At 60.7% G+C, this 25,807-nt stretch carries 22 protein-coding genes and 1 pseudogene; 7 read left to right on the top strand and 16 right to left on the bottom strand.

Annotated elements, in window-relative coordinates:
• Positions 1 to 43: 43 nt before the first annotated feature.
• On the top strand, positions 44 to 1,750 hold the full coding sequence (locus EAG14_RS06290) for a hypothetical protein (protein WP_121728378.1): 1,707 nt from the start codon (positions 44 to 46) through the stop codon (positions 1,748 to 1,750).
• A 228-nt stretch (positions 1,751 to 1,978) separates the two neighbouring features.
• Entirely contained in the window at positions 1,979 to 3,298 is a 1,320-nt protein-coding gene (locus tag EAG14_RS06285) for an MATE family efflux transporter (protein WP_371414403.1), read from the top strand.
• Here EAG14_RS06285 and phoR read toward each other — a convergent pair.
• The 7 genes and pseudogenes from phoR to pstS form a co-directional block, all read right to left on the bottom strand.
• Positions 3,290 to 4,614, bottom strand: a pseudogene (gene phoR, locus EAG14_RS06280) (phosphate regulon sensor histidine kinase PhoR). The gene EAG14_RS06285 and the pseudogene phoR overlap by 9 nt on opposite strands.
• Before the next feature lie 98 nt (positions 4,615 to 4,712).
• Positions 4,713 to 5,420 carry a phosphate regulon transcriptional regulator PhoB gene (gene phoB, locus EAG14_RS06275; protein WP_121452839.1) on the bottom strand — a complete coding sequence of 236 codons (708 nt, stop codon included), beginning with the start codon at positions 5,418 to 5,420 and terminating at the stop codon, positions 4,713 to 4,715.
• Positions 5,421 to 5,435: 15 nt separating this feature from the next.
• The gene (gene phoU / locus EAG14_RS06270) at positions 5,436 to 6,140 is read right to left on the bottom strand and encodes a phosphate signaling complex protein PhoU (RefSeq protein WP_099656176.1); all 705 of its coding nucleotides are present in this window, start codon (positions 6,138 to 6,140) and stop codon (positions 5,436 to 5,438) included.
• Between the two features lie 9 nt (positions 6,141 to 6,149).
• Positions 6,150 to 6,935: a phosphate ABC transporter ATP-binding protein PstB gene (pstB, locus tag EAG14_RS06265; RefSeq protein ID WP_099656177.1), complete on the bottom strand. Its 786-nt coding sequence runs from the start codon at positions 6,933 to 6,935 to the stop codon at positions 6,150 to 6,152.
• Between the two features lie 15 nt (positions 6,936 to 6,950).
• Positions 6,951 to 7,832 carry a phosphate ABC transporter permease PstA gene (gene pstA, locus EAG14_RS06260; RefSeq protein WP_099656178.1) on the bottom strand — a complete coding sequence of 294 codons (882 nt, stop codon included), beginning with the start codon at positions 7,830 to 7,832 and terminating at the stop codon, positions 6,951 to 6,953.
• The gene (gene pstC, locus EAG14_RS06255) at positions 7,829 to 8,755 is read right to left on the bottom strand and encodes a phosphate ABC transporter permease subunit PstC (RefSeq protein ID WP_233194960.1); all 927 of its coding nucleotides are present in this window, start codon (positions 8,753 to 8,755) and stop codon (positions 7,829 to 7,831) included. The genes pstA and pstC overlap by 4 nt, the downstream gene beginning before the upstream one ends.
• Before the next feature lie 170 nt (positions 8,756 to 8,925).
• Positions 8,926 to 9,966 (bottom strand): phosphate ABC transporter substrate-binding protein PstS, encoded by a 1,041-nt coding sequence (gene pstS / locus EAG14_RS06250; RefSeq protein WP_099741678.1) that lies wholly within the window; start codon positions 9,964 to 9,966, stop codon positions 8,926 to 8,928.
• Between the two features lie 407 nt (positions 9,967 to 10,373).
• On the opposite strand from pstS, the gene EAG14_RS06245 reads away from it, so the two are divergent.
• The 3 genes from EAG14_RS06245 to EAG14_RS22680 all read left to right on the top strand — a co-directional run bounded on the left by EAG14_RS06245 (position 10,374) and on the right by EAG14_RS22680 (position 13,648).
• Entirely contained in the window at positions 10,374 to 11,546 is a 1,173-nt protein-coding gene (locus EAG14_RS06245) for an ABC transporter substrate-binding protein (protein ID WP_121728377.1), read from the top strand.
• An 81-nt stretch (positions 11,547 to 11,627) separates the two neighbouring features.
• A complete protein-coding gene (locus EAG14_RS06240; protein ID WP_121728376.1) occupies positions 11,628 to 13,106 on the top strand; it encodes a Ppx/GppA phosphatase family protein in 1,479 nt (492 codons plus the stop codon).
• A gap of 50 nt (positions 13,107 to 13,156) precedes the next feature.
• Positions 13,157 to 13,648 (top strand): hypothetical protein, encoded by a 492-nt coding sequence (locus tag EAG14_RS22680; RefSeq protein WP_162995924.1) that lies wholly within the window; start codon positions 13,157 to 13,159, stop codon positions 13,646 to 13,648.
• 21 nt (positions 13,649 to 13,669) lie between these two features.
• Here EAG14_RS22680 and sixA read toward each other — a convergent pair whose 3' ends face one another.
• The 9 genes from sixA to EAG14_RS06190 form a co-directional block, all read right to left on the bottom strand.
• Positions 13,670 to 14,131 carry a phosphohistidine phosphatase SixA gene (gene sixA, locus EAG14_RS06230; RefSeq protein WP_121728375.1) on the bottom strand — a complete coding sequence of 154 codons (462 nt, stop codon included), beginning with the start codon at positions 14,129 to 14,131 and terminating at the stop codon, positions 13,670 to 13,672.
• Positions 14,132 to 14,142: 11 nt separating this feature from the next.
• Entirely contained in the window at positions 14,143 to 16,197 is a 2,055-nt protein-coding gene (ppk1, locus tag EAG14_RS06225; protein ID WP_233194965.1) for a polyphosphate kinase 1, read from the bottom strand.
• Between the two features lie 146 nt (positions 16,198 to 16,343).
• The gene (locus EAG14_RS06220) at positions 16,344 to 17,429 is read right to left on the bottom strand and encodes a glycosyltransferase family 1 protein (protein ID WP_121728374.1); all 1,086 of its coding nucleotides are present in this window, start codon (positions 17,427 to 17,429) and stop codon (positions 16,344 to 16,346) included.
• Positions 17,426 to 18,310 (bottom strand): UDP-2,3-diacylglucosamine diphosphatase, encoded by an 885-nt coding sequence (locus EAG14_RS06215; protein WP_099656184.1) that lies wholly within the window; start codon positions 18,308 to 18,310, stop codon positions 17,426 to 17,428. Before EAG14_RS06215 ends, EAG14_RS06220 begins: the two co-directional genes overlap by 4 nt.
• Complete coding sequence (locus tag EAG14_RS06210; protein WP_121728373.1) at positions 18,310 to 19,146, bottom strand: GNAT family N-acetyltransferase; 837 nt, start codon at positions 19,144 to 19,146, stop codon at positions 18,310 to 18,312. Before EAG14_RS06210 ends, EAG14_RS06215 begins: the two co-directional genes overlap by 1 nt.
• A 198-nt stretch (positions 19,147 to 19,344) precedes the next feature.
• Entirely contained in the window at positions 19,345 to 20,679 is a 1,335-nt protein-coding gene (glmM, locus tag EAG14_RS06205) for a phosphoglucosamine mutase (protein WP_121728372.1), read from the bottom strand.
• A 42-nt stretch (positions 20,680 to 20,721) separates the two neighbouring features.
• Positions 20,722 to 21,585, bottom strand: coding sequence for a dihydropteroate synthase (gene folP, locus EAG14_RS06200; protein ID WP_121728371.1), 864 nt, complete (start codon positions 21,583 to 21,585; stop codon positions 20,722 to 20,724).
• Positions 21,586 to 21,682: 97 nt separating this feature from the next.
• Positions 21,683 to 23,602: an ATP-dependent zinc metalloprotease FtsH gene (ftsH, locus tag EAG14_RS06195; protein WP_099656188.1), complete on the bottom strand. Its 1,920-nt coding sequence runs from the start codon at positions 23,600 to 23,602 to the stop codon at positions 21,683 to 21,685.
• A 239-nt stretch (positions 23,603 to 23,841) separates the two neighbouring features.
• Positions 23,842 to 24,504 carry an RlmE family RNA methyltransferase gene (locus EAG14_RS06190; protein WP_099656189.1) on the bottom strand — a complete coding sequence of 221 codons (663 nt, stop codon included), beginning with the start codon at positions 24,502 to 24,504 and terminating at the stop codon, positions 23,842 to 23,844.
• Between the two features lie 32 nt (positions 24,505 to 24,536).
• Here EAG14_RS06190 and EAG14_RS06185 point away from each other — a divergent pair, with 32 nt between their 5' ends.
• Both EAG14_RS06185 and EAG14_RS06180 read left to right on the top strand, forming a co-directional pair.
• Complete coding sequence (locus tag EAG14_RS06185) at positions 24,537 to 25,010, top strand: YhbY family RNA-binding protein (RefSeq protein WP_099656190.1); 474 nt, start codon at positions 24,537 to 24,539, stop codon at positions 25,008 to 25,010.
• A gap of 5 nt (positions 25,011 to 25,015) precedes the next feature.
• On the top strand, positions 25,016 to 25,768 hold the full coding sequence (locus tag EAG14_RS06180; protein ID WP_099741687.1) for a glycosyltransferase: 753 nt from the start codon (positions 25,016 to 25,018) through the stop codon (positions 25,766 to 25,768).
• Positions 25,769 to 25,807 lie beyond the last annotated feature (39 nt).

Genomic DNA, 25,807 nt, shown 5'->3' with positions numbered 1-25,807 from the left:
CCTCTTTTTTTCGTCCCCCTCATCTTCTTGCCTGGCATCTCGCGTGACCCCGCCCACACCCGCCATCGTTAGCCAAAAAGCCGCCAAGGCACTGCCCCGCTGGGCCCTGCTGTTGCTGTGCATGGCGTATGTCATCCCGGGCTTTGTGGTGCGCGACCCGTGGAAGAGTTCTGATGTCAGCGCCTTTGGCTACATGCTGGAGCTGGCGCGGGGCAAGACCTCCTGGTTAAACCCATTGCTGGGCGGGGTAGCCCCGGAGACCGATGGCCTGCTGCCTTACTGGCTAGGGGCCTTGGCCATCCAGTGGGCACCCGCAGGCATATCGCCCGACATGGCTGCGCGCTTGCCTTTTGTGGGGCTGCTGGTGCTGACCCTGGTGGCCACCTGGTACGGCGTGTATTACCTGGCCCGCAGCCCTGCCGCCCAGCCGGTCGCGTTTGCGTTTGGTGGTGAGGCCCTTCCCACCGACTACGCCCGCGCTATGGCCGATGGCGGGCTGCTGGCCCTGCTGGCCTGCCTGGGGCTGGCGCAACTCTCGCACGAGGCCACCAGTTACCTGGTGCAGTTGTGCTGCACCGCGCTGGTGTTTTTTGGCTTCGCAGGCCTGGCGTTTCACCGCGTAGCACCTGCGCTGGCCCTGGTGGCCGGGCTGGCAGGCCTGGCGCTGGCAGGTGCGCCCACACTGGCCACCTTGCTGGGCCTGGGTGGGGCCTGGCTGCTATGGTATGCCCCGGCCCAGGAAGTAGCGGACCGCCGCACCTGGGCCTGCGCCACCCTCGCGCTGCTGGCAGCCATCGCCGGAATGACCTGGCTGTTGGGCCTGTGGGGCTGGCGCATTGTGGGCATTGCGGCAGGTGGCAAGGAATGGCTGAGCCTGGCACGCCTGCTGCTGTGGTTTGGCTGGCCTGCCTGGCCTCTGGCCATCTGGACTTTGTGGCGCTGGCGCAAACAGATTGCCAGTGCCCAATGGCACCGCCACCTGTGGTTGCCGCTGTGGTTTTCGCTGGTGTCCATCGGGGCCACAGTCACCACCAACCCGGCTGACCGCGCCCTGCTGCTGGGCCTGCCAGCCATGGCCACGCTGGCGGCCTTTGCCCTGCCCACCCTCAGCCGCGCCGTGGCAGCGCTGATCGATTGGTTCACATTGCTGTTCTTCAGCCTTTCAGCCTTGGCCATCTGGGTGATCTGGATTGCCATGCAAACCGGCGTACCCGCTAAACCGGCAGCCAACGTGGCCAAGCTGGCGCCTGAGTTTGCGCCCTCCTTTTCATGGATCGCTTTGCTGGTGGCGCTGGCCGCTTCGGTGGCCTGGTGCAGCCTTGTGTGGTGGCGGGCTTCGCGCGACCGCGCCGCTATCTGGAAGAGCCTGGTGCTGCCCGCCAGCGGTGCCGCGCTGGGCTGGCTGCTGCTCATGACGCTATGGTTGCCTTTGCTCAATCACGCGCGCAGCTATGTGCCTCAGGTGCAAAACATGCTGCGGGTGATGCCAGATGCGCCGCAAAGCTGCGTGCAGACCTACGGGCTCAGCCGCGCGCAAACTGCGGCCTTTCAGTACCACGGCGGGCTCACCCTGCAGCCAGCCGACAGCAAGAATGGCAACAAGGACTGCAACTGGTTGCTGGTGGATGCGAGCGCATGGCCTGCACCTCCGGGCGTTGTTCAGGCCGCTGAGTGGACGCCCGTCGCCAATGTGCCCCGACCCACCGACAAGAACGACCAGGTGCTGGTGTTCCAACGCACCTCGCGGTAGCGGCCTTAGCGCCAAAGCCCGTCCGCCTGTGCCGTCCGATCCAGGGCGACAACGCGGTCTGCAATGATGCCAATGGATCGTGCAGCACGGCCGCACGCTCCGTCTGCCATCGAGCCTCGCTACACAAGTGTCAGCCACGCCCCCACCCCAGTCCCGCATGACTAACGCCCTGCCCCGTATTCAAGACAAGCCCCCGAACTACCCCAGATTGCACGCCACGCGGCCACCGTGCTGGCAGGGCAGTTGGCGGTGATGGCGTTTGGCGTCACTGACACCTTGGTCGCAGGCCGGGATGGCGAAGCGTCATTGGCGGCACTGTCGGTGGGCTCGGCGATTTTCATCAGCATTTATGTGGGCCTGATGGGGGTGCTGCAGGCACTGATGCCGGTGTGGGCGCAGCAACGTGGCGCAGGCGACCTGCCAGCGGTGGGGCGGTCGGTGCGGCAGTCGCTGTACCTGTGTGCAGCCGCATCGGTGCTGGGCATGGGGCTGCTGTTGTCACCCGCCCCTCTCCTGCGATGGACCGAGATCCCGCCCACGCTGCGCGCCGAGGTGGTGCAATACCTGGCGGTGCTGGCCTTCGCACTGCCTGCCGCGCTGCTGTTTCGCATCTACAGCACACTGAACCAGGCGCTGGGCAGGCCGCAGTTGGTGACCTGGCTGCAGGTGGGCTCGCTTTTTATCAAAATCCCGCTGTCCATCTGGTTCACGCTGGGCGGCGCGGGCCTGCCCGCCCAAGGGGTGGTGGGGTGCGCCTGGGCCACGCTGATCGTGAACTACACCATGCTGGGGCTGGCGCTGTGGCTGCTGCGCACCCAAAGCATCTACGAGCCGCTGCAACTGTGGCGCCCGCTGGAGCGCCCCCATGGCCCCACCCTGGGCAGTTTCTTGCAACTGGGCGTGCCTGCGGGCTTGGCCATCATGGTGGAGGTGACGTCGTTCACGCTGATGGCGTTGTTCATCGCGCGCCAGGGCACCACGGCGGCGGCGGCGCACCAGATCGCCTCGAACATGGGGGCCCTGCTGTACATGGTGCCCCTGTCACTGGCGATTGCCACCAGCACCCGCGTGAGCTACTGGCTGGGCGCGGGTGACCCGCAACACGCCCGCCGCATCGTTCATATGGGTTTTAGGCTTGCAGCGCTCACAGGTATTGCGCTAGCAGCTATGTTATTTATAGCAAACCATGCCATAGCCAGCCTGTACTCGGGCAGCCCTGCCGTGGTGGCGGTGGCGTCGGGCTTGCTGCTGTGGGTAGCGGCCTACCACCTGGCCGATGCCTGCCAAACCCTGTGCGTCTTTGTGCTGCGCAGCTACCACATCACGGTGGCACCACTGGTGGTGTATTGCGTGCTGCTGTGGGGCCTGGGGCTAGGGGGCGGCTACCTGCTTGCTTACGGCACATGGAGCCCCTGGGCGCAGATGGCCCACTCACCCACTGCATTCTGGGCCTGCAGCGCCCTGGCCCTGGCCATCACCGCCGCCGCGTTTGGCGCCATGCTGCTCAAAGCCGCCGCACGGACGGCGCTGCCCCCGCCATCAGCGTAGGCGATTGGCCGGGAAGGACACTGAGAAGATCGAGCCTTTGCCCACCTCACTGGCGATGTTGAGCGAAGCACCGTGGCGCTGCAGCACATGCTTGACGATGGCCAGACCCAGGCCTGTGCCTCCGGTTTCACGCGAGCGGCTGCGGTCCACACGGTAAAAGCGTTCCGTCAGCCGGGGATGTGTTCGGCGGCAATGCCTGGCCCGGTGTCGCGCACAGAGAACACGGCCGATCCATCGCCGGAGCGCTCCCAGGTCACCGTGATGCTGCCACCCACCGGCGTGTAGCGGATGGCATTGTTGATGATGTTGGAAAGCGCGCTTTGCAACTCAGCGGGCACCCCGGCAATGTCACCCATGGCGCGCAACTGTTCGGGCGCAGGAAACCCCAGCACATGCGGGCGCGCCTGGTTAGGCGTAAGCAATGAGGACAACGCCCGAGCTTCCTCTTCGCAGCGGTGAAGCAACGCCTGCACGGGCGTCCATTCTGAAATACCGGGCGGCGGACTGCCCTCCAGGCGCGAGAGCGTGAGCAAATCCTGCACCACGCTTTGCATGCGCGAGGCCTGCTGCGCCATCATGCCCAGGTAACGGTTGCGCTCTTGTGGCGAGAGCTGCAGGGTCTGCAAAGTCTCCACAAAGCCGATCAACACCGTCAACGGCGTGCGAATCTCGTGCGACACGTTGGCCACGAAATCGCGGCGCATGGCATCGGCCTGCTCCAAGGCCGTCACATCGCGCGACAGCAGCAGTTTGCGCCCGTCGCCATAGGGGTGCAGGTGCACCGAGATGCGCACCGGGCGTGAAGGCTTGCTGTCGCGGCCCTGCAGCACCACGTCGTGCGAAAAATCATGTGCGGCGTAGTAGGCACTGAAGTCGGGGTCGCGCACCAGGTTGCCGATGGACTGCATCACGTCGCGTTGCGCATCGATGCCAAACTGGCTGGCCGCGATCTGGTTGCACCATTCAATGTGGCCTTCGCTGTCGAGCAGCACCACGCCATTGGGCGTGGCCTGCAGCGCGGCCAAAATTTCGTGCAGCCGGCTCAGGCTGTCTTGTTCTCTGGCATCACTCTGGCGCAGCAGGCGCCGAGCGCGGTCTGCGGCTTCACCCCACATGCCACGCATGTGGGGCGCCTTGGCCAACTCGCCCGTGCGCAACCACAGCAGCACGCGAGCCCCCCGCGACAGATCCCAGACAAACCATGCCCAGCCCGCCAGCGCAGCCCCCAGTGCCGCTCCCCAGGGCCCTGCCCGCCACCAGCCCAGCCCGCCCCCGGCCAGTTGCCAGGTCAGGAAAAACACAAAACGCCAAAACATGCGAGACGCACAGCTTTCTCAAAAATGCGGGCCATTTCGATGGCAGGCCCGCCTGTGGCCCGTTCAGTGCAAACCCAGCGGCAGCTGGGCGCTGGCCCTCAGGCCTGCATCAGCGCCTGGGGCTGGGCCGTGAGACGATAACCTGCGCCGCGCACGGTCTCGACCATGGTGCCTGCTGTGCCCAGCGCCTCGCGCAAGCGCTTGACGTGGACATCCACAGTGCGCTCTTCAATGAACACATGGTCGCCCCACACCTTGTCGAGCAATTGCGAGCGGCTGTGCACCCGCTCCGAGTGCTTCATGAGAAAGTGCAGCAGCTTGAACTCGGTGGGGCCCACCTTGAGGGGCTGCGCCTGGAAGGTGACGCGGTAGGTGGCCGCGTCCAGCACCAGATCGCCAATGGTCACGCTGTCGTTCACCTGCTCGGGCGCGCGGCGGCGCAGCACGGCGCGGATGCGGGCCAGCAGCTCCTGCGTGGAAAACGGCTTGGTGATGTAGTCGTCTGCACCAGCATCCAGACCGGCCACCTTGTCAGGCTCGTCCCCGCGCGCAGTGAGCATCAAGATCGGGATGGCCTTGATGCGGCTGTCGGCGCGCCACTTGCGGGCGAGCTGCAGGCCGCTTTGGCCTGGCAGCATCCAGTCCAGCAGGATCACGTCTGGCAGCACGGCATCCAGCTCGCGCTGGGCCGACTCGCCATCTTCCGACCAGATGGGCTGGAACCCGTTGTGCCGCAGGTTCACGGCAATCAGCTCAGCAATCGCGGGTTCATCCTCAACGATCAAGACCCGGGGCATTTTCTTCATGGCTACGCCCTTCCCTTACTGCAACACGGTCGATTCAATATCGTCCATCGCGGCATGGCGCACGTCCTTGCCTTTGACCAGATAGATGATGAGTTCGGCCACATTCTTGGAGTGGTCGCCAATGCGCTCAATCGCCTTGGCCAAAAAGAGCAAGTCCAGGCTGGCAGAGATGGTGCGAGGGTCTTCCATCATGTAGGTGACCAGCTTGCGCACAAACCCGTCGAACTCCTTGTCGATCAGATCGTCTTCTTTCAGAATGGCGAGCGCGGCTTTGGTGTCCAGGCGGGCAAAGGCATCCAGGGCCTTGCGCAGCAGGCCAGAGGCCAAATCTGCCGCCATGCGCAAATCACTGGAGGGCAGTGAGCGCGCGGCACCGCTTTCAATGATGGACTTGACCATGCGCGCCATCTTGTGTGCTTCGTCGCCCATGCGTTCGAGGTTGGCCGTGGCCTTCGAGAAGGCAATCAGCAAGCGCAGGTCGCGCGCCGTGGGTTGCCGGCGGGCGATGATGGAAGAAAGCTCATGGTCAATCTCCACTTCCATGGCATTCACGCGCTGCTCCATGGCAACCACTTGCTCCACGGCCTCCATGCTGAACTGCGACAAGGCATAGATCGCCTGGCGGATTTGGGATTCCACCAAGCCGCCCAACTCCATCACACGGGAAGAGACGTTGTTGAGTTCGCTGTCAAACTGGGTGGACAGGTGTTTTTCGGGCATGGTGTCTCCTCAGCCGAAACGGCCGGTAATGTAGTCTTCGGTTTCCTTGCGCTGGGGCTTGAAGAACATCTGCTCTGTCTCGCCAAACTCCACCAGATCGCCCAGGTACATGTAGGCGGTGTAGTCGCTGCAGCGCGCGGCCTGCTGCATGTTGTGGGTCACGATGACCACGGTGTAGTCGTTCTTCAGCTCGGCAATCAGTTCCTCGACCTTGGCGGTGGAGATAGGGTCCAGCGCCGAGCAAGGCTCGTCCAGCAACAGCACTTCGGGCTTGATGGCAATGCCGCGTGCAATACACAGGCGCTGCTGTTGGCCGCCCGAGAGGCTGGAGCCGCTTTGGTTGAGCTTGTCCTTGACTTCGTTCCACAGTGCCGCCTTGCGCAGCGCCCATTCCACACGGTCGTCCATGTCGGTGGCATTGAGGCTTTCAAACAGCTTCACACCAAACGCAATGTTGTCGTAGATGGACATGGGGAACGGCGTGGGTTTCTGGAACACCATGCCCACCTTGGCGCGCACCAAGGCCACGTCTTGCTTGCTGGTCAGCAGGTTTTCACCATCCAGCACGATCTGGCCTTCAGCGCGCTGCTCAGGGTACAGCTCGAACATGCGGTTGAAGGTGCGCAACAAGGTGGATTTGCCACAGCCCGATGGACCGATGAAGGCCGTGACCTTGTTCTCGGGGATGTCCAGGTTGATGCCCTTGAGGGCGTGGAATTTGCCGTAGTAAAAGTTCAGATCGCGCACCGTGATCTTGGAGTTGGCGGATGCGGATGCTTGCAGGGTGGAGGGCATGAATGTCTTCCTTGTTTATTTCTGGCGTGTCAAAACACGCGCCAGGATGTTGAGACCGAGAACGGCTACCGTGATCAGGAACACGCCGGCCCACGCCAGCTCCTGCCAATTCTCATAGGGGCTCATCGCAAATTTGAAAATCGTGACCGGCAGGCTGGCCATGGGTTTGGACAGATCGGCGTTCCAGAACTGGTTGTTGAGCGCGGTGAACAGCAGAGGTGCCGTCTCACCCGCAATGCGCGCCACAGCCAGCAGCACCCCAGTGATCACACCGGCACGGGCCGCGCGCAAGGTGACCATGGTGATGACGCGCCACTTGGGCGTGCCCAGGGCATACGCCGCCTCACGCAGGCTGGCAGGCACCAACAGCAGCATGTTTTCGGTAGTGCGGATGACCACCGGAATCACGATCAGCGCCAAGGCCAGCACCCCGGCGTAGCCTGAGAAGCTCTTGAACCGGGCCACCACCACTGCGTACACAAACAGGCCGATCACGATGCTCGGGGCGGACAGCAAAATGTCGTTCACGAACCGGGTCGTGGCCGCCAGCCAGCTGCGCGACTCGTACTCGGCCAGGTAGATCCCGGCCATGATGCCGATGGGCGTGCCCACAAACGTGGCCATCGTTACCATGACCAGCGAGCCAAAGATGGCGTTGGAGATACCTCCCACCTCGTTGGGTGGAGGGGTCATCTGCGTGAACAGCGCCACGCTCAGGCCACCCAGGCCCAGGCGGATGGTTTCCCACAGAATCCAGACCAGCCAGAACACACCGAACAGCATGGCCGCCAAAGACAGCGTGAGCGCAATCTGGTTGACGCGCTTGCGGCCGTTGTAGCGGGTTTGCCGCATTTGCGCCAAATCGGCGGCAGAAATCAGGCGTTGAGAGGTACTCATGAACGCGCCCCTTCACTCTTTTTAAGACGCGACAGCAACAGCTTGGACAAAGACAGCACCACGAAGGTGATGAAGAACAACACCAAGCCCAGGTAAATCAGCGATGCCTGGTGCAGGCCTTCGCCCGCTTCGGCGAACTCGTTGGCCAAAGCAGAGGTGATGCTATTGGCTGCTTCAAACACCGACAGGGAGTCGAGCTGGTTCATATTGCCGATGACGAATGTCACGGCCATGGTTTCGCCCAACGCACGGCCCAGGCCCAGCATGACGCCACCAAGCACACCGGTCTTGGTGAACGGCAGCACCACTTTGAAGACAACCTCCCAAGTGGTTGCACCCAAGCCATAGGCAGACTCTTTGAGCAAGGCGGGGGTCACCTCAAACACATCACGCATCACCGACGCAATGAAGGGGATGATCATGATGGCCAGGATGATGCCCGCCGACAAAATGCCGATGCCCACGGGAGGGCCCGACACAAAAGCGCCCAGGTAAGGCACGCCGCTGAACATCGCTTGCAAAGGCTGCTGCACAAAGCGTGCAAGAATGGGGCCAAACACCATCAGCCCCCACATGCCATACACAATCGACGGCACGGCCGCCAGCAGCTCGATCGCAGTCCCCAAAGGACGCTTGAGCCAGGCGGGAGAAAGTTCGGTCAAAAACAGCGCAATGCCAAAACTCACGGGCACTGCGATCAGCAAGGCAATGACCGAGGTGGCCAAAGTGCCGTAAATCATGACCAAGCCACCGTACTCGTTCTGTACGGGGTCCCAGACGCTACGGGTCAGGAAACTGAGGCCATATTTCGCGATCGAAGGCCAGGCTCCGATCACCAAAGAAACAAGGATGCCCACCAGGAGCAGCAGGGTCAGCACGGCTGCGCTGCGAGCGAGCCAACCAAAAATGCGGTCAGCCAACATGCCAGAGATCAAGGGCTGCGGACGAGGTGGCGTGGTCCGTTGAGCGCCACGCCCCGCCTTGGCAGACGGGGTTTGCGGGACCGGCAAGATAGTGGACACGTTAAGAGCCTTCTATAAATGCAATCTGGGGACTGGCCAGGCCATCAAGCCAGCCAGCCCCACCAGACTACTTACTTGTATGCAATCGCCTTACCAGCCGTGTCTTGGATACCCGCCCAAGACTTCAGAATGACACCCTTCACAGCGTCAGGCATAGGCACATAGTCCAGGTCTTCAGCCGTCTTGTCCCCAGACTTGTAAGCCCATTCAAAGAACTTCAGAGACGTAGCAGCCTGCACAGGCTTGTCTTGCGACTTCTGCATCAGGATGAAGGTGGCGCCAGTGATGGGCCAGGATTCCTTGCCAGGCTGATTGGTCAAGATTTGGTAGAAGCTCTTGGCCCAATCGGCACCTGCAGCGGCAGCCTTGAAGGCCGAGTCGTCAGGGGCGACAAACTGACCGTCGGCATTTTGCATCTGCACGTAGGTCATCTTGTTTTGCTTGACGTAGGCGTACTCCACGTAACCGATGGAGTTAGGCAGACGGCCCACAAAAGCAGCCACGCCTTCGTTGCCTTTGCCACCTGCACCGGTAGGCCAGTTCACTGCAGTGCCCTCACCCACCTTGCTCTTCCACTCAGCATTCACCTTGCTCAGGTAATTGGTGAAGATGAAGCTGGTGCCCGAACCGTCGGCACGGCGCACAGGGGCGATGGCGGCATCAGGCAGAGCCACACCGGGGTTGAGCGCCTTGATGGCGGCATCGTTCCAGTTGGTGATTTTGCCCAGGTAGATGTCACCCAACACTTGGCCGCTGAGCTTGATCTGGCCGGCCGCAATGCCCTTGATATTGACCACAGGCACCACGCCACCGATCACGGTAGGAAACTGAACCAAGCCCTTTTTGCTCAGATCTTCGTCCTTGAGCGGGGCGTCAGAGGCACCAAAGTCCACCGTCTTGGCTTCGATCTGGCGCAGGCCAGCTCCGGAGCCAACGGATTGGTAGTTGATCTTCACGCCAGTGGCCTTGTTGTAATCAGCAGCCCACTTGGAGTACAGGGGTGCAGGAAAGCTGGCACCCGCGCCAGTTGCCTCTTGCTGCGCCATGGCGCTGGAAAAAGCACCCGCAGCAACCACACCGGCAACCAGAACTCGAATCGCAGACAGTTTCATGGAAAGACCTCTAGAGTGAATAAGTTGGGATGTCGGTACTCTAGGATCACTCTATGACAGTGTTGTGACACAAAAAATGGATTGTCACAACAGCGGAAGGAGCGATTTTCAGGAAGTCGTGGGCGCATAGATGCCCTACCGATCCGCATCAAAACTGCGCAGGACTATCCCCCTCAGGCGACAACATCACGCGGACCGACTTGTGGAGTTCTTGCGGCACTCCGTCACAAGACTGACACAAAGCCCCCTTAGTCTCCCGCCACCGGCCTACGCGCTGCGACGACCTCGCAAGAGACATCGATGGCATGGACGCTGCCCTAATTTAGGACCCATCGCAGGTCTGCCCGCCCGAGACAAGCACCAGCCATGACCGCACCAGAGCTCCGCCGACACCCCCACTCGCCCCCATGCTCGCCCACATCACGCCCCACCCAGCCTCGCCTCCCCGGCGCAGGAGCACTGGCGCCTTCGCGCTGGGGCGACGTGATTGGCTGCGCTGCGCAACAGGCATAGGGGTATGGGTTGCGGCCGGGCAGCCCACCTGGGCACAGGGGGACAGCTCACGCACCGTTTCGATTGCGCAAGTGGTGGACATGTCGCCCACCCAACAGGATGTGAGCCGAGATTTTCTGACCGGATCGCGGGTCGCGTGGCAAGACACGAATGCACGCGGTGGCATCCAGGGCAAACCGGTGCAGCACATGGTTCTGGAAACCGATGGCACCCCAGGACAACTCCAGGCGGCCTGGCAAACTGCCCACCGCCAAAGCCAATGCGCAGCGCTGGCAGGCTGCGTAGGGCACAACGCGGCCCAAGGGCTTGCCAAGCTGCAAACCGGTGCGGACATCAACAACCCGCTGCCTTTGGTGGCCCCATGGCTGCACCACACGGCAACCCAAGGTGCAGTCGATACCGTCTTTGATGTCTTTGCCGACTTGCGCGCGCAAGTCACCCATGCGTTGAAGTCCTTGGCATCCATGGGGGTCCCTGAGCTGGCCGTCGCCTATGCGGCGGGCCATGACCCGGCCCTTTGGCAAACCGCAGTGGCACAGGCTGCTCGCGAGCAGAACGTCAAGGTGCAAACCATCAGCGCGGGCGCGCAGCTGACGCAGCCCATCGTTCTTTTTGTGGGAGGCACCCCCGAACTGCACGCGTTTGTGGAAAAACTCAAACTGCCAGCGGGGCGCCAGTGCTACGTGATTGCATTGGCCGACGTGAATTTGCAGGTGTTGGCCCAGATGGGCAATCTGCCCAAAAAAGTGTCCATCGTCGCCACACAGACCGTTCCCCTGGTCACTGCGGGCCTGCCCATCGTCCGCGCATACCGAGAAGCCCTGGCACGTTTGTACGACGAGCCCCCTTCGCCCCAGGGGTTGGCCGGCTTTATTGCAGCCAAGTACACCGCCGAGGTCTTGCAACAAATCAACGGCCCCATCACCCGGGCCAATGCGCTGGCGGCCTTCCAGCAACGCAAGCCCGTCACCGTGGGTGGCTGGGCTGTTTCCTATCAAGACAAGAAACGCTCGGCGCCCTTTGTGACCCAAAGCATGCTGTCATCCGACGGCCGCATTGTGGGCTGAGCCCCGGCCGCCATTCGCGCAAGGCAGATGCTATGCTGCCCAAGATCAGAGCCAGAGAGACTGCGCACACTGCGCCACCCCATGCAAAACGGAACATTGCTCGCCGCTGTGGATCTTGGATCCAACAGCTTTCGCCTTGAAATTGGCCGCTTCGAGCACGGCCACATCCACAAAGTCGAATACCTCAAGGAGACCGTGCGCCAAGGCAACGGGCTGGACGACAACCGCAACCTTACACAAGACGCACTGGAGCGCGGCTGGGCTTGCCTGGCACGGTTTGGTGAACGACTGGCAGGATTTCCTCGCGAACATGTTCGAGCCGTCGCCACCCAGACTCTGCGCGAAGCCCGCAACCGGGACGATTTTCTGACCCGCGGCAGCGAGGTGCTGGGATACCCGATTGACGTGGTGTCTGGCATTGAAGAAGCCCGACTGATCTACCAAGGGGTGGCCCGGCTGCTGCCGCAATCCGATGAACGCCGGCTGGTGGTGGACATTGGGGGGCGTTCTACCGAACTGATTTTGGGCCAGCAGTTCTCCCCCAAGTCCGTGGCTTCGTTCAGGGTGGGCAGCGTGGCATGGTCGTCCCGCTATTTTGCGGATGGCGCCTTCACCCCCCAGGCCTTTCTGGCTGCCGAAATCGCCGCCAAAGCCGTGCTGGACGAGGCTCTGGCCGTGTTTCGCCGAGACGCGTGGGATGTGGCGTATGGATCATCGGGTACCGCCGGTGCCGTGGGCGATGTGCTGGCAGCCATGGGCGGCCCCAGGGGCATCATCACTCGCTCGGGCCTGGAGGCATTGCGCGACAAATTGCTGCGAGCCCAAAGCGCAGACCGCGTTCGAATGGAAGGACTCAAGGAAGACCGGCGCGCCGTGATTGGCGGCGGGATCAGCATCCTGCGGGCGGTGTTCGATCTTCTGGATATTGACGAGATGCAGGTGGCCCAGGGCGCCTTGCGACAAGGTGCCCTCTACGATCTGTTGGACCGCGAGCAGCCCGAGACCGACCTGCGCACCGACACCGTGAACGCCCTGATGCAGCGCTTTGCCGTGGACACACCACACGCCGATCGTGTTGCCGAAACAGCCTGCAAGCTCTTCTTGCAAGCGGCGCAGCCCGACAGTGAACGGGCCGCACGCAAACTGGAATGGGCCGCCAAGTTGCACGAGGTGGGCTGCCGCATTTCGCACAGCGACTACCACCGGCACGGCGCCTACATCCTCGACAACACAGACGCTGCAGGCTTTGCGCTGCCCGAGTTGCATCGACTGAGCGTGCTCGTCTTGGGGCAACGTGGAAAAGTGCGCAAGCTGGAGGCGGATTTGTCCGACCCCATCTTTGCGCTGCAGCTGCTGTGCCTGCGATTGGCCGTAGCGCTGTGCCACGCACGGCGCGCCCCCGATATCTCAGGCATACGGTTGCACGCGCAGCCTGGCGTATTCACACTCTCAGCCCCACCGCCTTGGTCAAAGGCCTATCCCCAATCGGCCCACTTGCTGCAGGAAGAAGTCACCGCTTGGCAAAAAACACCTTGGGATTTGCACATCGTGGGTGATTGATACACCTCCTTAAACGGTATAAACTGTTTATACCGTTTAAGGAGAGCTACATGAACAACGCCCAAGAAACAACGCCTGTCGCCACTGCTGCTGAAAAAGAACCGGCAAAAGCCACCAAAGCAGTCGCCACTCCCGCAAAAAAAGCACCAGCATCGCCAACCAAGGCAAAAACCGAAAAAGCCAAGGTAGCTGCGGCCCCGAAAGCCAAAGCAGCCCCGAGCAAGGCGAGCCCCATCAAGGAAGCCAAGGCCAAAAAGCCCAAGCTGGTGCGCGACAGTTTCACCATCCCCAAGGACGAATACTTGGTGATTGAAAACCTGAAGCAACGGGCACTGGGCCTCTCGCACCCTGTCAAAAAGAGCGAGCTGCTGCGTGCTGGACTGAAGCTGCTCGCCAGCCTTTCTGATGCCGCGCTGCGCACCGCCTTGCAGGCCGTGCCGTCCATCAAAACCGGGCGCCCAACCAAAGAAGCACAGACACCACAACCTAAACCAGTGACTGCCCCCAAGGCAAAGCCAGCCGCCAAGGCTCGCACCAAGTAAGCCCACCGGCTGAGCCCAGCATCACAGGTATTCGGGGGACTGAACGGTCATCAGGACCGTTTGGCTCTGTTCCAGGCGTTGCCGCTGGCGCAGCCACCACACAGCCCCTTTGCGTACAGCACACTCAGGCGACTGCAGCCCGAGCAATTGGGCAATCACCTGCCCCAGTATGGGCTGGTGCCCCACAATCAAGATGGTGCCCCGGGCGTTGGGCCATTGCACCAAGTCGAGCAAATCCTGCACGGTGCCGCCTGGTGACAGTTCAGCACGCATTTTGAATTTGCGGCCCAACGCTGCTGCGGTCTGCTCTGTTCGGCGCGCCGGGCTGGCAATCACACGCAACCCTTCAGGCAATTGGCGGTCCAGCCAGGCGGCCATTCTGGCCGCCTGCTTTTCACCGCGCGGTGTCAAAGAGCGCGCCAAGTCATCCACACCTTCTGCCGCCTCTTCGGCCTCGGCATGTCGCCAGAGAATCAAATCCATTTCATCCCCCGTCACGCAGACCGAAGCCCCGCCGCACCATAGCGCACCATCAAGGCGTTCTGCGCGCCATGTCCTGTCGATGGGCGACTTGCACGCTGGTACGCCCCATTGGCGTCCAAAGTCCATGCATCGCGGTCGTCATGCAAATAGGCCACCAGGCACTCATCCACAATTTGCTGGCGCAGTTTCGGGTCCATCACCGGCCAAGCCAGCTCAATGCGCCGCATCATGTTGCGATTCATCCAGTCGGCACTCGACAGATACAAGTCTTCTTGGCCATTGCTGCGAAAGTAAAACACCCGCGTGTGCTCCAAGAACCGGCCAATCACCGAGCGCACCCGGATGTTGTCGGTGACGCCTGGCACCTGAGCTGCCAACATGCACGCGCCGCGCACAATGAGATCAATGCGCGCCCCGCACTGCCCGGCCAAGATCAGCGCCCGGATCAAAGCCTCGTCGGTCAAGGCGTTCATCTTGAGCACGATGCGTGCATCTTCTCCTCGGCTGGCAGCTTGCCCCACCTGTTCAATCTTTTCCTGCATGCGGCGCTGTAAATGAAACGGGGCCAAGATCAGCTGGCGCAGCTTAGGTGGGCGATTCTGGCTGGCAAGGTGGCTGAAAACGCCATCCATGTCTGCAGTGGTTTCCTCATTCGCCGTCAGGTAGCTGAGGTCTGTGTACAAGCGTGCTGTGCGCACGTTGTAGTTGCCCGTGGAAAGGTGCCCGTAGCGGCGCAAACGCCCACCTTCCCGGCGGGTCACCAGCAGCATCTTTGCGTGGGTCTTGAGGCCGACCACCCCATACACCACCTGTGCTCCCACAGACTCCAGAGCTTCTGCCCAGTTGATGTTGGCCTCTTCATCAAAGCGGGCTTTCAGCTCCACAACCGCCATGACCTCTTTGCCACGGCGCACCGCTTCCGTCAGCAACTCCATCAACTCTGAATCAGCCCCGGTGCGGTAGATCGTTTGCTTGATCACCAGCACTTGAGGGTCGTTGACGGCCTCGCGCAAAAAAGCCAGCACACCATCGAAACTCTCAAATGGCTGGTGGATCACCACGTCCCGTTGGCGCACCTGCTCAAGGATAGAGACCCCCTGCTGCAACTGCCGTGGCCAGGACGAGCGCCAGGGCGGAAACAACAAAGCGGGGTCATTGACGAGATCCACCAATTGCGTCAACCGCACCAGATTGACGGGCCCCGGAACCCGGTACACCGCCGCGGGCGGTAGCGCAAACTGCGCCCTCAAAAACTCAGACAAAAACGAAGAACAACCGGCAGATACCTCCAAGCGAACCGCTTGGCCATAGTGACGCTGCTGAAGCCCTTGGCGCAAAGCCGTCCGCAGATTGCGCACATCCTCCTCGTCCAGCGCCATGTCCGAATGCCGGGTGACCCGGAACTGCGAGAACTCGGTGACTTCGCGGCCTGGAAACAGGTCGTGCAGATGGGCGCGGATGATGCTCGAAAGACTCACAAACCACGTGCCTTGCGGGGCCACCTTGCTGGGCATGCGCACCAGACGTGGCAAGGCCCGAGGCACTTTCACAATGGCGACTTCGTTCTCACGACCAAAGGCATCCGGTCCGCGCAAGCGCACAATGAAATTCAAAGACTTGTTGGCCACTTGCGGAAACGGATGGGCCGGATCCAGTCCCACCGGTATAAGCAAAGGCCGCACTTCTTTCACAAAGTAGTCTTGTACCCAGCGCCGCTGCGCGGCATTGCGCTCCCCGTGAGAGACGATGCGAATTCCATGCGACTCAAACGCGGGGACCAAGGACTCGTTGTACAACGCATACTGGCGCACCACCAGGTTATGGACGATTGCGGACAAGGACTCCAGCGACGCAGCACTGTAGAGGCCCTTGGCGTCCCCATTCTTGGCGGCAGTGATGTGTGGCGCGGCCCGCACCTCAAAAAACTCATCCAGATTGGATGACACGATGCACAGGTAACGCAGCCGCTCCAGCAAGGGCACATCCGTGCGTGCGGCCCAATCAAACACCCGCTCGTTGAATGCCAGAATGCTCTGATCACGGTCCAGCATCACAACAGGAGACATGGGGCTTTTGCGTCGGAAAGCTCCAGAATCGTCAGGACTGCCCGACTCTTCAGCACCCTCAACAACAGCATCGGTCAGCGGTTTGTCCAAAGGCAAGGGCAGCATGAGAGGCGCAATCAAAGTCACAATCAGACGCGCAGTATTTGCTATTCAGATGACAATGATGTGACAGTTTTTTGCATCACCTTATGCGGTGTCACAAAACGATTGACCGGCACAAGATGGCCGAGAAACTGATCTGCAGCCGAGCCCCAGGTGAATGCCAGGGCACGCTGACGCGCCTCATGCCGAGGGATACGCAAAGCCTGCTGACAGGCTGACAACAGGTCTTCGTCCAGCACACCGCCCTGGGCTGTAGCACCGTCATGCGCACCCAGCACCTCCACAGGCCCATCGACAGGAAATGCCGCAACCGGAGTGCCACAAGCCATGGCTTCCAGCATCACCAAGCCAAAAGTTTCAGAGCGGCTGGGGAAAACAAATACATCGGCCGCTGCATAGACCTGCGCCAGCGTGGGCCTGTCCAAAATGCCCAACCAGCGAACATGGGGAAACCGCGCCTTCAGCCCCGCTTCCAGCGGCCCAACCCCACAGACCACCTTGGTCCCAGGCATCTGCATTTGCAGGAAGGCCTCAATATTTTTCTCGTAGGAAACACGGCCGACATACAGACTGACGGGGTGCGACAATGCCCCTGTCACATGACAAGGCTTTGTGACGGCTTCAAATTGAAATGCCTGAGTGTCTACCCCATGGGTCCACTGGCGCAAGTTGCGAAAGCCACGTTGGGCCAGCATATTCATCACGTCTCGCGTCGGCACCATCACCCCTGAAGAGGGTCGGTGAAAATGGCGAAAAAGGGCATACCCCCAAGCCAGTGGAATACGCAGCGCCGCGTGCAGAATCTCTGGAAACCGCGTGTGGAAGGCGGTGGTGAACGCCAAGCGGTGCCGCAAACAATATTTGCGAGCAGCCCAGCCCAGAGGGCCTTCCGTGGCCAGGTGAATCGCGTCGGGCTGGTAATCGTTCAACAAGCCAGTCAACACTTTGAATGGCCGTACCGCCAAATCAATGCCTGCATAGCCAGGGCAGGGGCGGGTGCGAAACAACCCTGGATGGATGACCATCACCTGGTGTCCACGCGACTCCAGTTGCTGCACCAGTTCCACCAGCGTTGTCACAACGCCATTGACCTGGGGCTGCCATGCATCGGTGACGAGGGCAATTTTCATGCGGCCACCTGCTGTCCCACGGGCTCCGACACGCGGGGCAATGCATTTCCATGCCAATGCACGAGTTCCAAGCGCCCGTCGCGGTGCTCAACCAAAGCCGTGCAACTCTCCACCCAATCACCATCATTGCAATACAAGATACCGTCAATCTCACGCATCTCTGCCCGATGGATATGGCCACACACCACGCCCTGGTGCCCCCTGCGACGGGCTTCAGCCGCCACGGCGTTCTCAAAATCAGTCACGTAGTTCAATGCCTTTTTGACTTTGCCTTTGAGGTAGGCAGAAAGCGACCAATAGGGCAAGCCCATGCGTGCGCGCAAGCGATTGAGGTGCCTATTGAGTTTGAGGGTCAATTCATACAGGTTGTCCCCCAGGTAGGCCAACCATTTGGCGCATTGGATGACGCCATCGAAGTAGTCCCCATGGACCACCCAAAGCCTTCGCCCATCGGCTGTGGTGTGTACAGCTTCGGTCTGCACGTGGATCCCCCCAAAGGAGTGCCCCTCAAACGCTCTTGCAAACTCGTCGTGGTTGCCCGGAACAAAGACGATGCGACAACCTTTGCGGGCACTTCTCAATAATTTCTGCACCACGTCGTTGTGCAACTGGGGCCAAAACCAGCGGCGGCGGAGTTGCCAACCATCCACAATATCCCCCACCAGATACAGCGAGTCGCTGGAGTGGTGACGCAGAAAATCCAGCAATGCAGCAGCCTGAAAGCCTGGAGTTCCCAAATGCAAATCAGAGATAAAAATGGCCCGGTACCTGGGGTGAGAATCCGCCTCCGGGCTGTCTGAATCCGCGGCTTGCGCTTCGGGTGGCAGAAAAGGCAGGTTCATACCACCCCATGCACCGGAAGCATCCAACGCGGCCCGCATCAAGCCCCCAGAAAGTGCTTGCGATAGCGGGGATGCAAATCTGCCAAACGCATCAACATGGGCAGATCTGCGGTGTTGAAATCGGGATCCCATGCGGGTGCGCCCAATACACGGGCCCCCAGGCGCAGATAGCCTTTGATCAAGGCTGGTGGCTCGGCCAATACCGAATTGTCGAGCTGCTCTACAGGCAGAGGAAGGCGGGGACGTACGTGGTATTCAATGGGCGCAAGGTGGGTTTGGCGAAGCTGCTCCCAGATACTGGCAGCCACGTCGCCACTGACCACACCGTTGTGCAGCATGGGGATGCTTGCGCAACCGATCATGGTGTCGAGCTGGTTGCGAACCATGAAGTCGGCCAACGCGCCCCACAACGCCATGATCACACCGCCAGTGCGATGTGCCGGGTGCACGCAACTGCGCCCCAACTCCACCATCCTTGACCGCAGCCCACGCAAACGTGTGAGATCAAACTCCGTGTCGCTGTAGGTGCCCCCAACCCGCTGGGCCTGGGCGGGTGTCAGGACCCGGTAGGTTCCGATGACGGCCTGGCTCGCCTCATCAAGCACCAAGAGATGCTCGCAATAGTCATCGAACAGATCAATGTCGTGACCCGGCACTGGAGTCGATAGGCGTGCACCCATTTCAAGGCCAAAGACCTCGAACCGCAGTCTTTGTGCCTGCCTGACTTCGTCCAGATGGCGCGCCCAGCGGACCTGAATGCCCGCCTGGACTGGCTTGCCAGCGCCCCAGACTACGCCAGACGCAGACGAGCGCTCGGACGCGCTATGTACAGACTCGACAACGGGGGATAAACCGCCATGGGTGGGCTCTTGCATGAATAGGCTCCTTCGTTCAACCCAAGAATCTGGAGCCAGGCAAACACCTCAACCCGGTCCATTTTTTGGAAGTTTGAAAGAACCCGATGACACTGACGTTGCAATGCCAAGGCGAATTCATGACACAGGGCCATCAGTCCATGGCCGATTGACATCTACATCAAAAGTGGATGGCCGCAGGAACCACCCGCCAACCCATCAACCGGCCCGCGCTGCGTCAGCCAATTTTTGAGCGCAGCGATTGGCCTGTTCCTCGTCTCGCGCCTCCACCATCACACGCAGCAGGGGCTCAGTCCCGCTGGCGCGGATCAGTACCCGGCCTGTTTCGCCCAGCTCGGCCTCCACTTGCACAATCGCGTCGGACAGCAGGGCATTGCCCTTCCAGTCTTGCCCAGGGGTGAGACGCACGTTCAACAACACCTGCGGAAACAACACCAGATCCTTGAGCAAATGCGGCAAGCTGGAGCCGCTGCGCACACAGGCTTGGAGCACTTGCAGGGCGCTCACCAGACCGTCTCCCGTGGTGTGCTTGTCCAGTGCCAACAAATGGCCAGAGCCTTCGCCACCCAATGTCCAGCGGTGCTTGGCCAATTCTTCCAGTACGTAGCGGTCACCCACTTTGGCGCGCTCCAGGCGAACGCCACGCTGTTTGAGCGCCACCTCCACCGCCATGTTGGTCATCAATGTGCCCACGACGCCCGGCACATGTTCATCACGCCCCATGCGGTCGGCAGCCATCAAATACAGCAACTCATCGCCGTTATAGAGGCGCCCTGCCGCATCCACCATCTGCAAGCGATCCGCATCGCCATCCAGCGCTACACCGTAGTCAGCGCGATTGGCACGCACAGAGCGCACCAGAGCTTCGGGGTGTGTGGCGCCCACCTCATGGTTGATGTTCAGGCCATCCGGTGCGCAGCCAATGGACAGCACTTCTGCGCCCAGTTCATGGAATACCTTGGGAGCCACTTGGTAGGCTGCGCCGTGCGCTGCATCCACCACGATCTTGAGCCCACGCAAGGTCAGGTCCTGAGGGAACGTGCTTTTACAGAACTCAATGTAGCGCCCTGCCGCATCGTCCAATCGACGCGCTTTACCCAGGCTAGAAGAATCAGCCCAGACCGGTGTCTCGTCCAGCGCGGCCTCAACCGCCTGCTCCCAGGCATCTGGCAATTTCGTGCCTTGGGCGCTGAAAAACTTGATGCCATTGTCTGGATAGGCGTTGTGGCTTGCACTGATCACCACACCCAAGCTGGCGCGCTGAGCCCGCGTCAGGTATGCCACCCCAGGCGTGGGCAGCGGCCCGAGCAGCACTACATCGACCCCAGCGGAGTTGAACCCTGACTCCAAGGCACTCTCCAGCATGTACCCAGAAATGCGCGTGTCTTTACCAATCAACACGGTGGGGCGGTCTTCTGTGCGGCGCAAGACGCGTCCCACGGCATGGGCCAAGCGCAACACAAAATCGGGAGTGATGGGGTACTGCCCCACCGTGCCTCGAATGCCATCTGTGCCGAAATACTTGCGGGTCATGTCTCTCAATCTCCAATCGTTAACGAAGGCGTATCCAACGCCTTATGGTGTTGCCAGCCCATCGCGCAGATCGGGCTGCAGACCTTGGCCCGCAGCCCGCCACACGGTCAAGGCCGCCACCGTCTCTCGTACGTCGTGTACGCGAACGATGCGAGCCCCCCGCTCCACCCCCAGCAAGGCGGCAGCCACGCTGGGGACCATGCGGGCATCCACGTCCAAACCTGTCACAGCCCCTAGTGAGGATTTGCGAGACCATCCCACCAGCAAGGGGTAGCCATCGGCCAGCAGCTCGGACTGGTGGGACAACAAGGCAAAATTCTGCTCTACCGTTTTGCCAAAACCCACGCCCGGGTCCAGCACGATACGCTCGCGCTGTACTCCGGACGCTCGCAAACTGGCTGCTGATTCTTGCAAAAATTTTCTCACTTGCGGCACGATCTCTCCTGACATGGGAGACACCTGCATGGTTTGCGGATCACGGTGCATGTGCATGAGGCATACACCGCAAGAGGGGTGGGTAGCCACTACGGCCAGCGCCCCCGGCTGGCGCAGCGCCCAGATGTCGTTGATGACGTCTACGCCCAAGTCAAGAACGGCCCGCATGACTTGGGGCTTGTAGGTATCCACAGAAACAGGAACACCCAAAGACACCGCATCCCGAACCACGGGAAGTACGCGGGCCAGCTCCTCCTCAAGCCCGACAGCGGGGCTGCCTGGGCGGGTAGATTCGCCCCCAATGTCCAGGATATCCGCCCCCTCACGGATCAAGCGCTCGCAATGGCGCAAAGCACTGGCCGTATCAAAGTGCTGGCCGCCATCTGAGAAGGAGTCAGGCGTGGCATTGACGATGCCCATGACGAGGGGCCTGTCCAGCGCAAGAGAGAACCTTGAAGTCTGCCAATCCATGTGATCCAGGGAGCTTGTGGTTTTCCTGCGAAAAACGCGAGGAGTGCAAAAAAGAAACGGGGCATGCGCCCCGTTCTTTCATTCAAAAGCCTGCAGGTCAGGCCGCTGTGGGTGCAGTATCTGCCGCCACAGCGGGCGTACCACCACTGGAGCCATCGCCACCGGAAGACGGTGTGCGGGGAGTCCAGTCCTTGGGAGGGCGGGGTTCCTTGCCAGCCATGATGTCGTCCAGTTGCTCGCTATCGATGGTTTCCCAATCCAGCAAAGCCTTCGCCATGGCATGCATTTTGTCGCTGTGCTCTTCGATCAAGCGGCGGGCCAGGTTGTATTGCTCATCGATGATACGGCGGACCTCGCCGTCCACCTTCTCCATCGTTTGCTCGCTCATGCTGGTCGTCTTGGTCACGGAACGCCCCAAGAAGACTTCGCCTTCATTCTCGGCATACACCATGGGGCCCAGAGCCTCCGTCATGCCATAACGGGTCACCATGTCACGCGCAATGTGTGTGGCTCGCTCAAAGTCGTTGCTGGCACCCGTGGTCATCTGGTTCATGAACACCTCTTCAGCAATACGGCCACCAAACAGCATGCTGATCTGGTTGAGCATGTACTCGCGGTCGTAGCTATAGCGGTCTTGCGCAGGCAGGCTCATGGTCACACCCAGAGCGCGGCCACGGGGGATGATGGTGACCTTGTGCACAGGATCGCATTTAGGCAGCAGCTTACCAATGAGTGCATGGCCTGCTTCGTGGTACGCCGTATTGCGCCGCTCTTCTTCGGGCATGACCATGCTCTTGCGCTCGGGGCCCATCAGGATCTTGTCCTTGGCCTTCTCGAAGTCCTGCATCTCCACCGTGCGCGCATTGCGACGGGCCGCCATCAAAGCAGCTTCGTTACACAGGTTGGCCAGGTCCGCGCCGCTCATGCCAGGTGTGCCGCGGGCGATGATGCTAGGCGCAACATCCTGTCCCACTGGAATTTTGCGCATGTGCACATTGAGGATCTGCTCACGGCCACGGATATCCGGCAATGTCACATACACCTGACGGTCAAAGCGACCGGGGCGCAGCAAAGCGGCGTCCAGAATGTCTGGGCGGTTGGTGGCAGCCACCACGATCACGCCAAGGTTGGTTTCAAAACCATCCATCTCCACCAGCATCTGGTTGAGGGTCTGTTCGCGCTCGTCGTTACCACCGCCCAGGCCCGCACCGCGCTGGCGGCCCACCGCGTCAATTTCATCAATGAAGATGATGCAAGGCGCATTCTTCTTGGCGTTCTCAAACATGTCGCGCACTCGGGCAGCACCCACGCCCACAAACATTTCTACGAAATCAGAACCAGAGATGCTGAAAAACGGGACCTTGGCCTCGCCAGCAATGGACTTGGCCAACAATGTCTTGCCAGTGCCTGGAGGGCCAACCAGCAGCAGACCACGGGGAATGCGCCCACCCAGCTTCTGGAATTTTTGCGGGTCTTTGAGGAAGTCCACCACTTCCTTGACTTCTTCTTTGGCCTCATCGCAGCCAGCCACATCGGCAAAAGTCACCTGATTGGTGTTTTCGTCCAGCATGCGGGCTTTGCTCTTGCCAAAGCTGAAGGCACCGCCCTTGCCACCACCTTGCATCTGGCGCATGAAATAAATCCACACACCAATGAGCAGCAGCATAGGGCCCCAGCTGACCAGCAAGGTCATGAGCAAGGAGCCTTCTTCACGCGGCTTCACATCAAACTTAACTTTGTGCTCGATCAGGTCGCCCACCAAGCCACGGTCCAGCACCGATGCGTTCGTACGGATCTTCCGATCATCGTTGGTGGTGGCGATGATTTCACCGCCACTCAACCCTTCAGGAATCACAGCGCTCTTGATGCGGTTGTTGCGAACCTCATCCAGGAACTCGGAGTACCCGACGGTCGTAGCACCACCGCTGCCGCGGGTGTCAAACTGTTTGAACACCGTGAACAACACCATGGCAATGACCAGCCACACGGCAAATTTCGAAAACCACTGATTGTTCAAGCGGAACTCCAGTTACAAGGGAGAAAAATGGCTGCATGCCCATTGAGGCTATAGCTTTGGGTGATTTTAGGTCTTTCAAGCCACAGAGCCAGTCTTATTCCCCCTAGTGCCCATGGACTCCACGCGGGATGGAGGGGGCGTCACAGGCCAAAATTGATTTTCATCAAGAAAATTCAACCCCGAGGACAGTGCAGAAGCCCCGCACACTTGAAGCGAACGCCTGCAGAACCGCCATGCGATTACGGCTTGGCCTTCAACCCCATGCCAACCAAAAAAGTTTCCGACGACTTGTCACGCGAGGCCTTGGGTTTGAGGGGCTTGACGACTTTGAAGGTCTGTTTGAACAAATTCACCAAGTCGCTGTAGCCACTGCCGTGAAACAGCTTGACCACCAAAGCGCCATCAGGCTTCAAATGGGCACAGGCGAACTCCACCGCCAGCTCCACCAAGTGCGCAATACGGGCAGCGTCGGCAGACTCAATGCCGGAGAGGTTGGGCGCCATGTCTGACACCACCACGTCCACCACCCGCCCATCCAGTGCCTGTTCCAGTTGCGCCAAGACCTCAGGCTCGCGAAAATCGCCGTTCAAGAAGGTCACGCCCTCAATGGGCTCCATGGGCAAGATGTCCAGCGAGATGATGCTGCCATTGAGCTGCCCTGCAGCCGCCCCCGACGGAGACAGACGACGGCGCACATACTGGCTCCAGGCTCCGGGGGTGGAGCCCAGATCGACCACCGTGTAGCCAGGCTTGATCAACCCCAGCTGCTCATCAATTTCCTTGAGCTTGTAGGCGGCGCGGGCGCGGTAACCCTCTTTGTGGGCCAACTTGACATAGGTGTCGTTGACATGGTCGTTGAGCCATGCCTTGTTGACCTTCTTGCTTTGGGTTTTTACTTTCATTGTGTTTTTCTTCCTGCCTCGATAATACGGCCATGCCCCAAATTCAATTGACTCCCGCAGAGCGCCGGGAACACCGCGCCAATGCCCACCATCTGGACCCTGTGGTCCTCGTCGGTGGAGACGGCATGACCCCTGCGGTCAAAAAAGAAATCGACGCGGCGCTCAACGCCCACGGACTGATCAAGGTCCGCGTGTTCGGTGATGACCGGGTCGCTCGCGAACTCATTTACCAAGAAGTGGCGGCAGAACTCAATGCCGCCCCGATCCAACACATCGGCAAACTGCTGGTGCTGTGGCGCCCGATGCCTGCCAAAGAGCGTGCGATCGACGAGGACCGCATGCCTGGCCCTCGCGACGTGAAGGTGCTCAAGTTCAGCAAACGCGGCGGCCAGCGCCCTGAAATCAAGCAGCTGCGCGTGCTGGGCAACCAGCGCTTGACGTCCGGCGGCCAGATCAAGCGCGCCAAGCCCAAGCAAAAGTCCATCAAAAAGCGCCAGGCTGACTGATCCCGATGCCAGGACACGGAGACACCGCCGGGCGCGAACGCCACATCATCTGCATGAAATGGGGCAAGAAATACGGCCCCGAGTACGTCAATCGGCTCTACGCCATGGTGCGGCGCCACCTCACTGGCGACTTCCGGTTTGTCTGCTTGACCGACGATAACACCGGTATCCGAAGCGAGGTGCAGTGCCTGCCGATTCCCCCTCTGGATTTGCCGCCCGGCATCCCCGAGCGGGGCTGGACCAAGCTGGTGACGTTCAGCGCGGACCTGCACGGGCTCAAGGGCACGGCACTGTTCCTGGATGTGGACGTGGTGGTCACCGGCAGCCTGGATGACTTCTTCACCCAACCGGGCGAATTCCTGATCATTCACGATTACAAGCGGCCTTGGCGCGTCACGGGCAACTCGTCGGTGTACCGCTTTGAACTGGGCGCCCACCCCGATGTACTGGAGTACTTTCGCGGCCACTTTGCCGAGATTCGGCAACAGTTTCGCAACGAGCAGGCGTATCTCTCGGATTTCCTGCACAAGCAAGGCAAGTTGCAATACTGGCCTGCCAGCTGGTGCCCCAGCTTCAAATACCATGGCATTCCAGCCTGGCCCACCAACTACTGGAAAGCCCCATTTGTGCCGCCCGATGCACGCGTGGTGATTTTTCATGGCGAGTGCAACCCCCCCGACGCGCTAGCGGGCCGACGCAATCGACGCTTTCGCTACATACGCCCCGCCACGTGGGTGGCAGAGCACTGGAAAGAATAGTCCAGTACCCCACCACGGCCATAAAAAAACCCGCACTCA

The sequence above is a fragment of the Acidovorax sp. 1608163 genome (assembly GCF_003669015.1).
GTDB lineage: Bacteria > Pseudomonadota > Gammaproteobacteria > Burkholderiales > Burkholderiaceae_C > Acidovorax.
The sequence above is the reverse complement of the archived record's forward strand: the minus strand, read 5'-3'. Positions and strand labels throughout refer to the sequence as shown.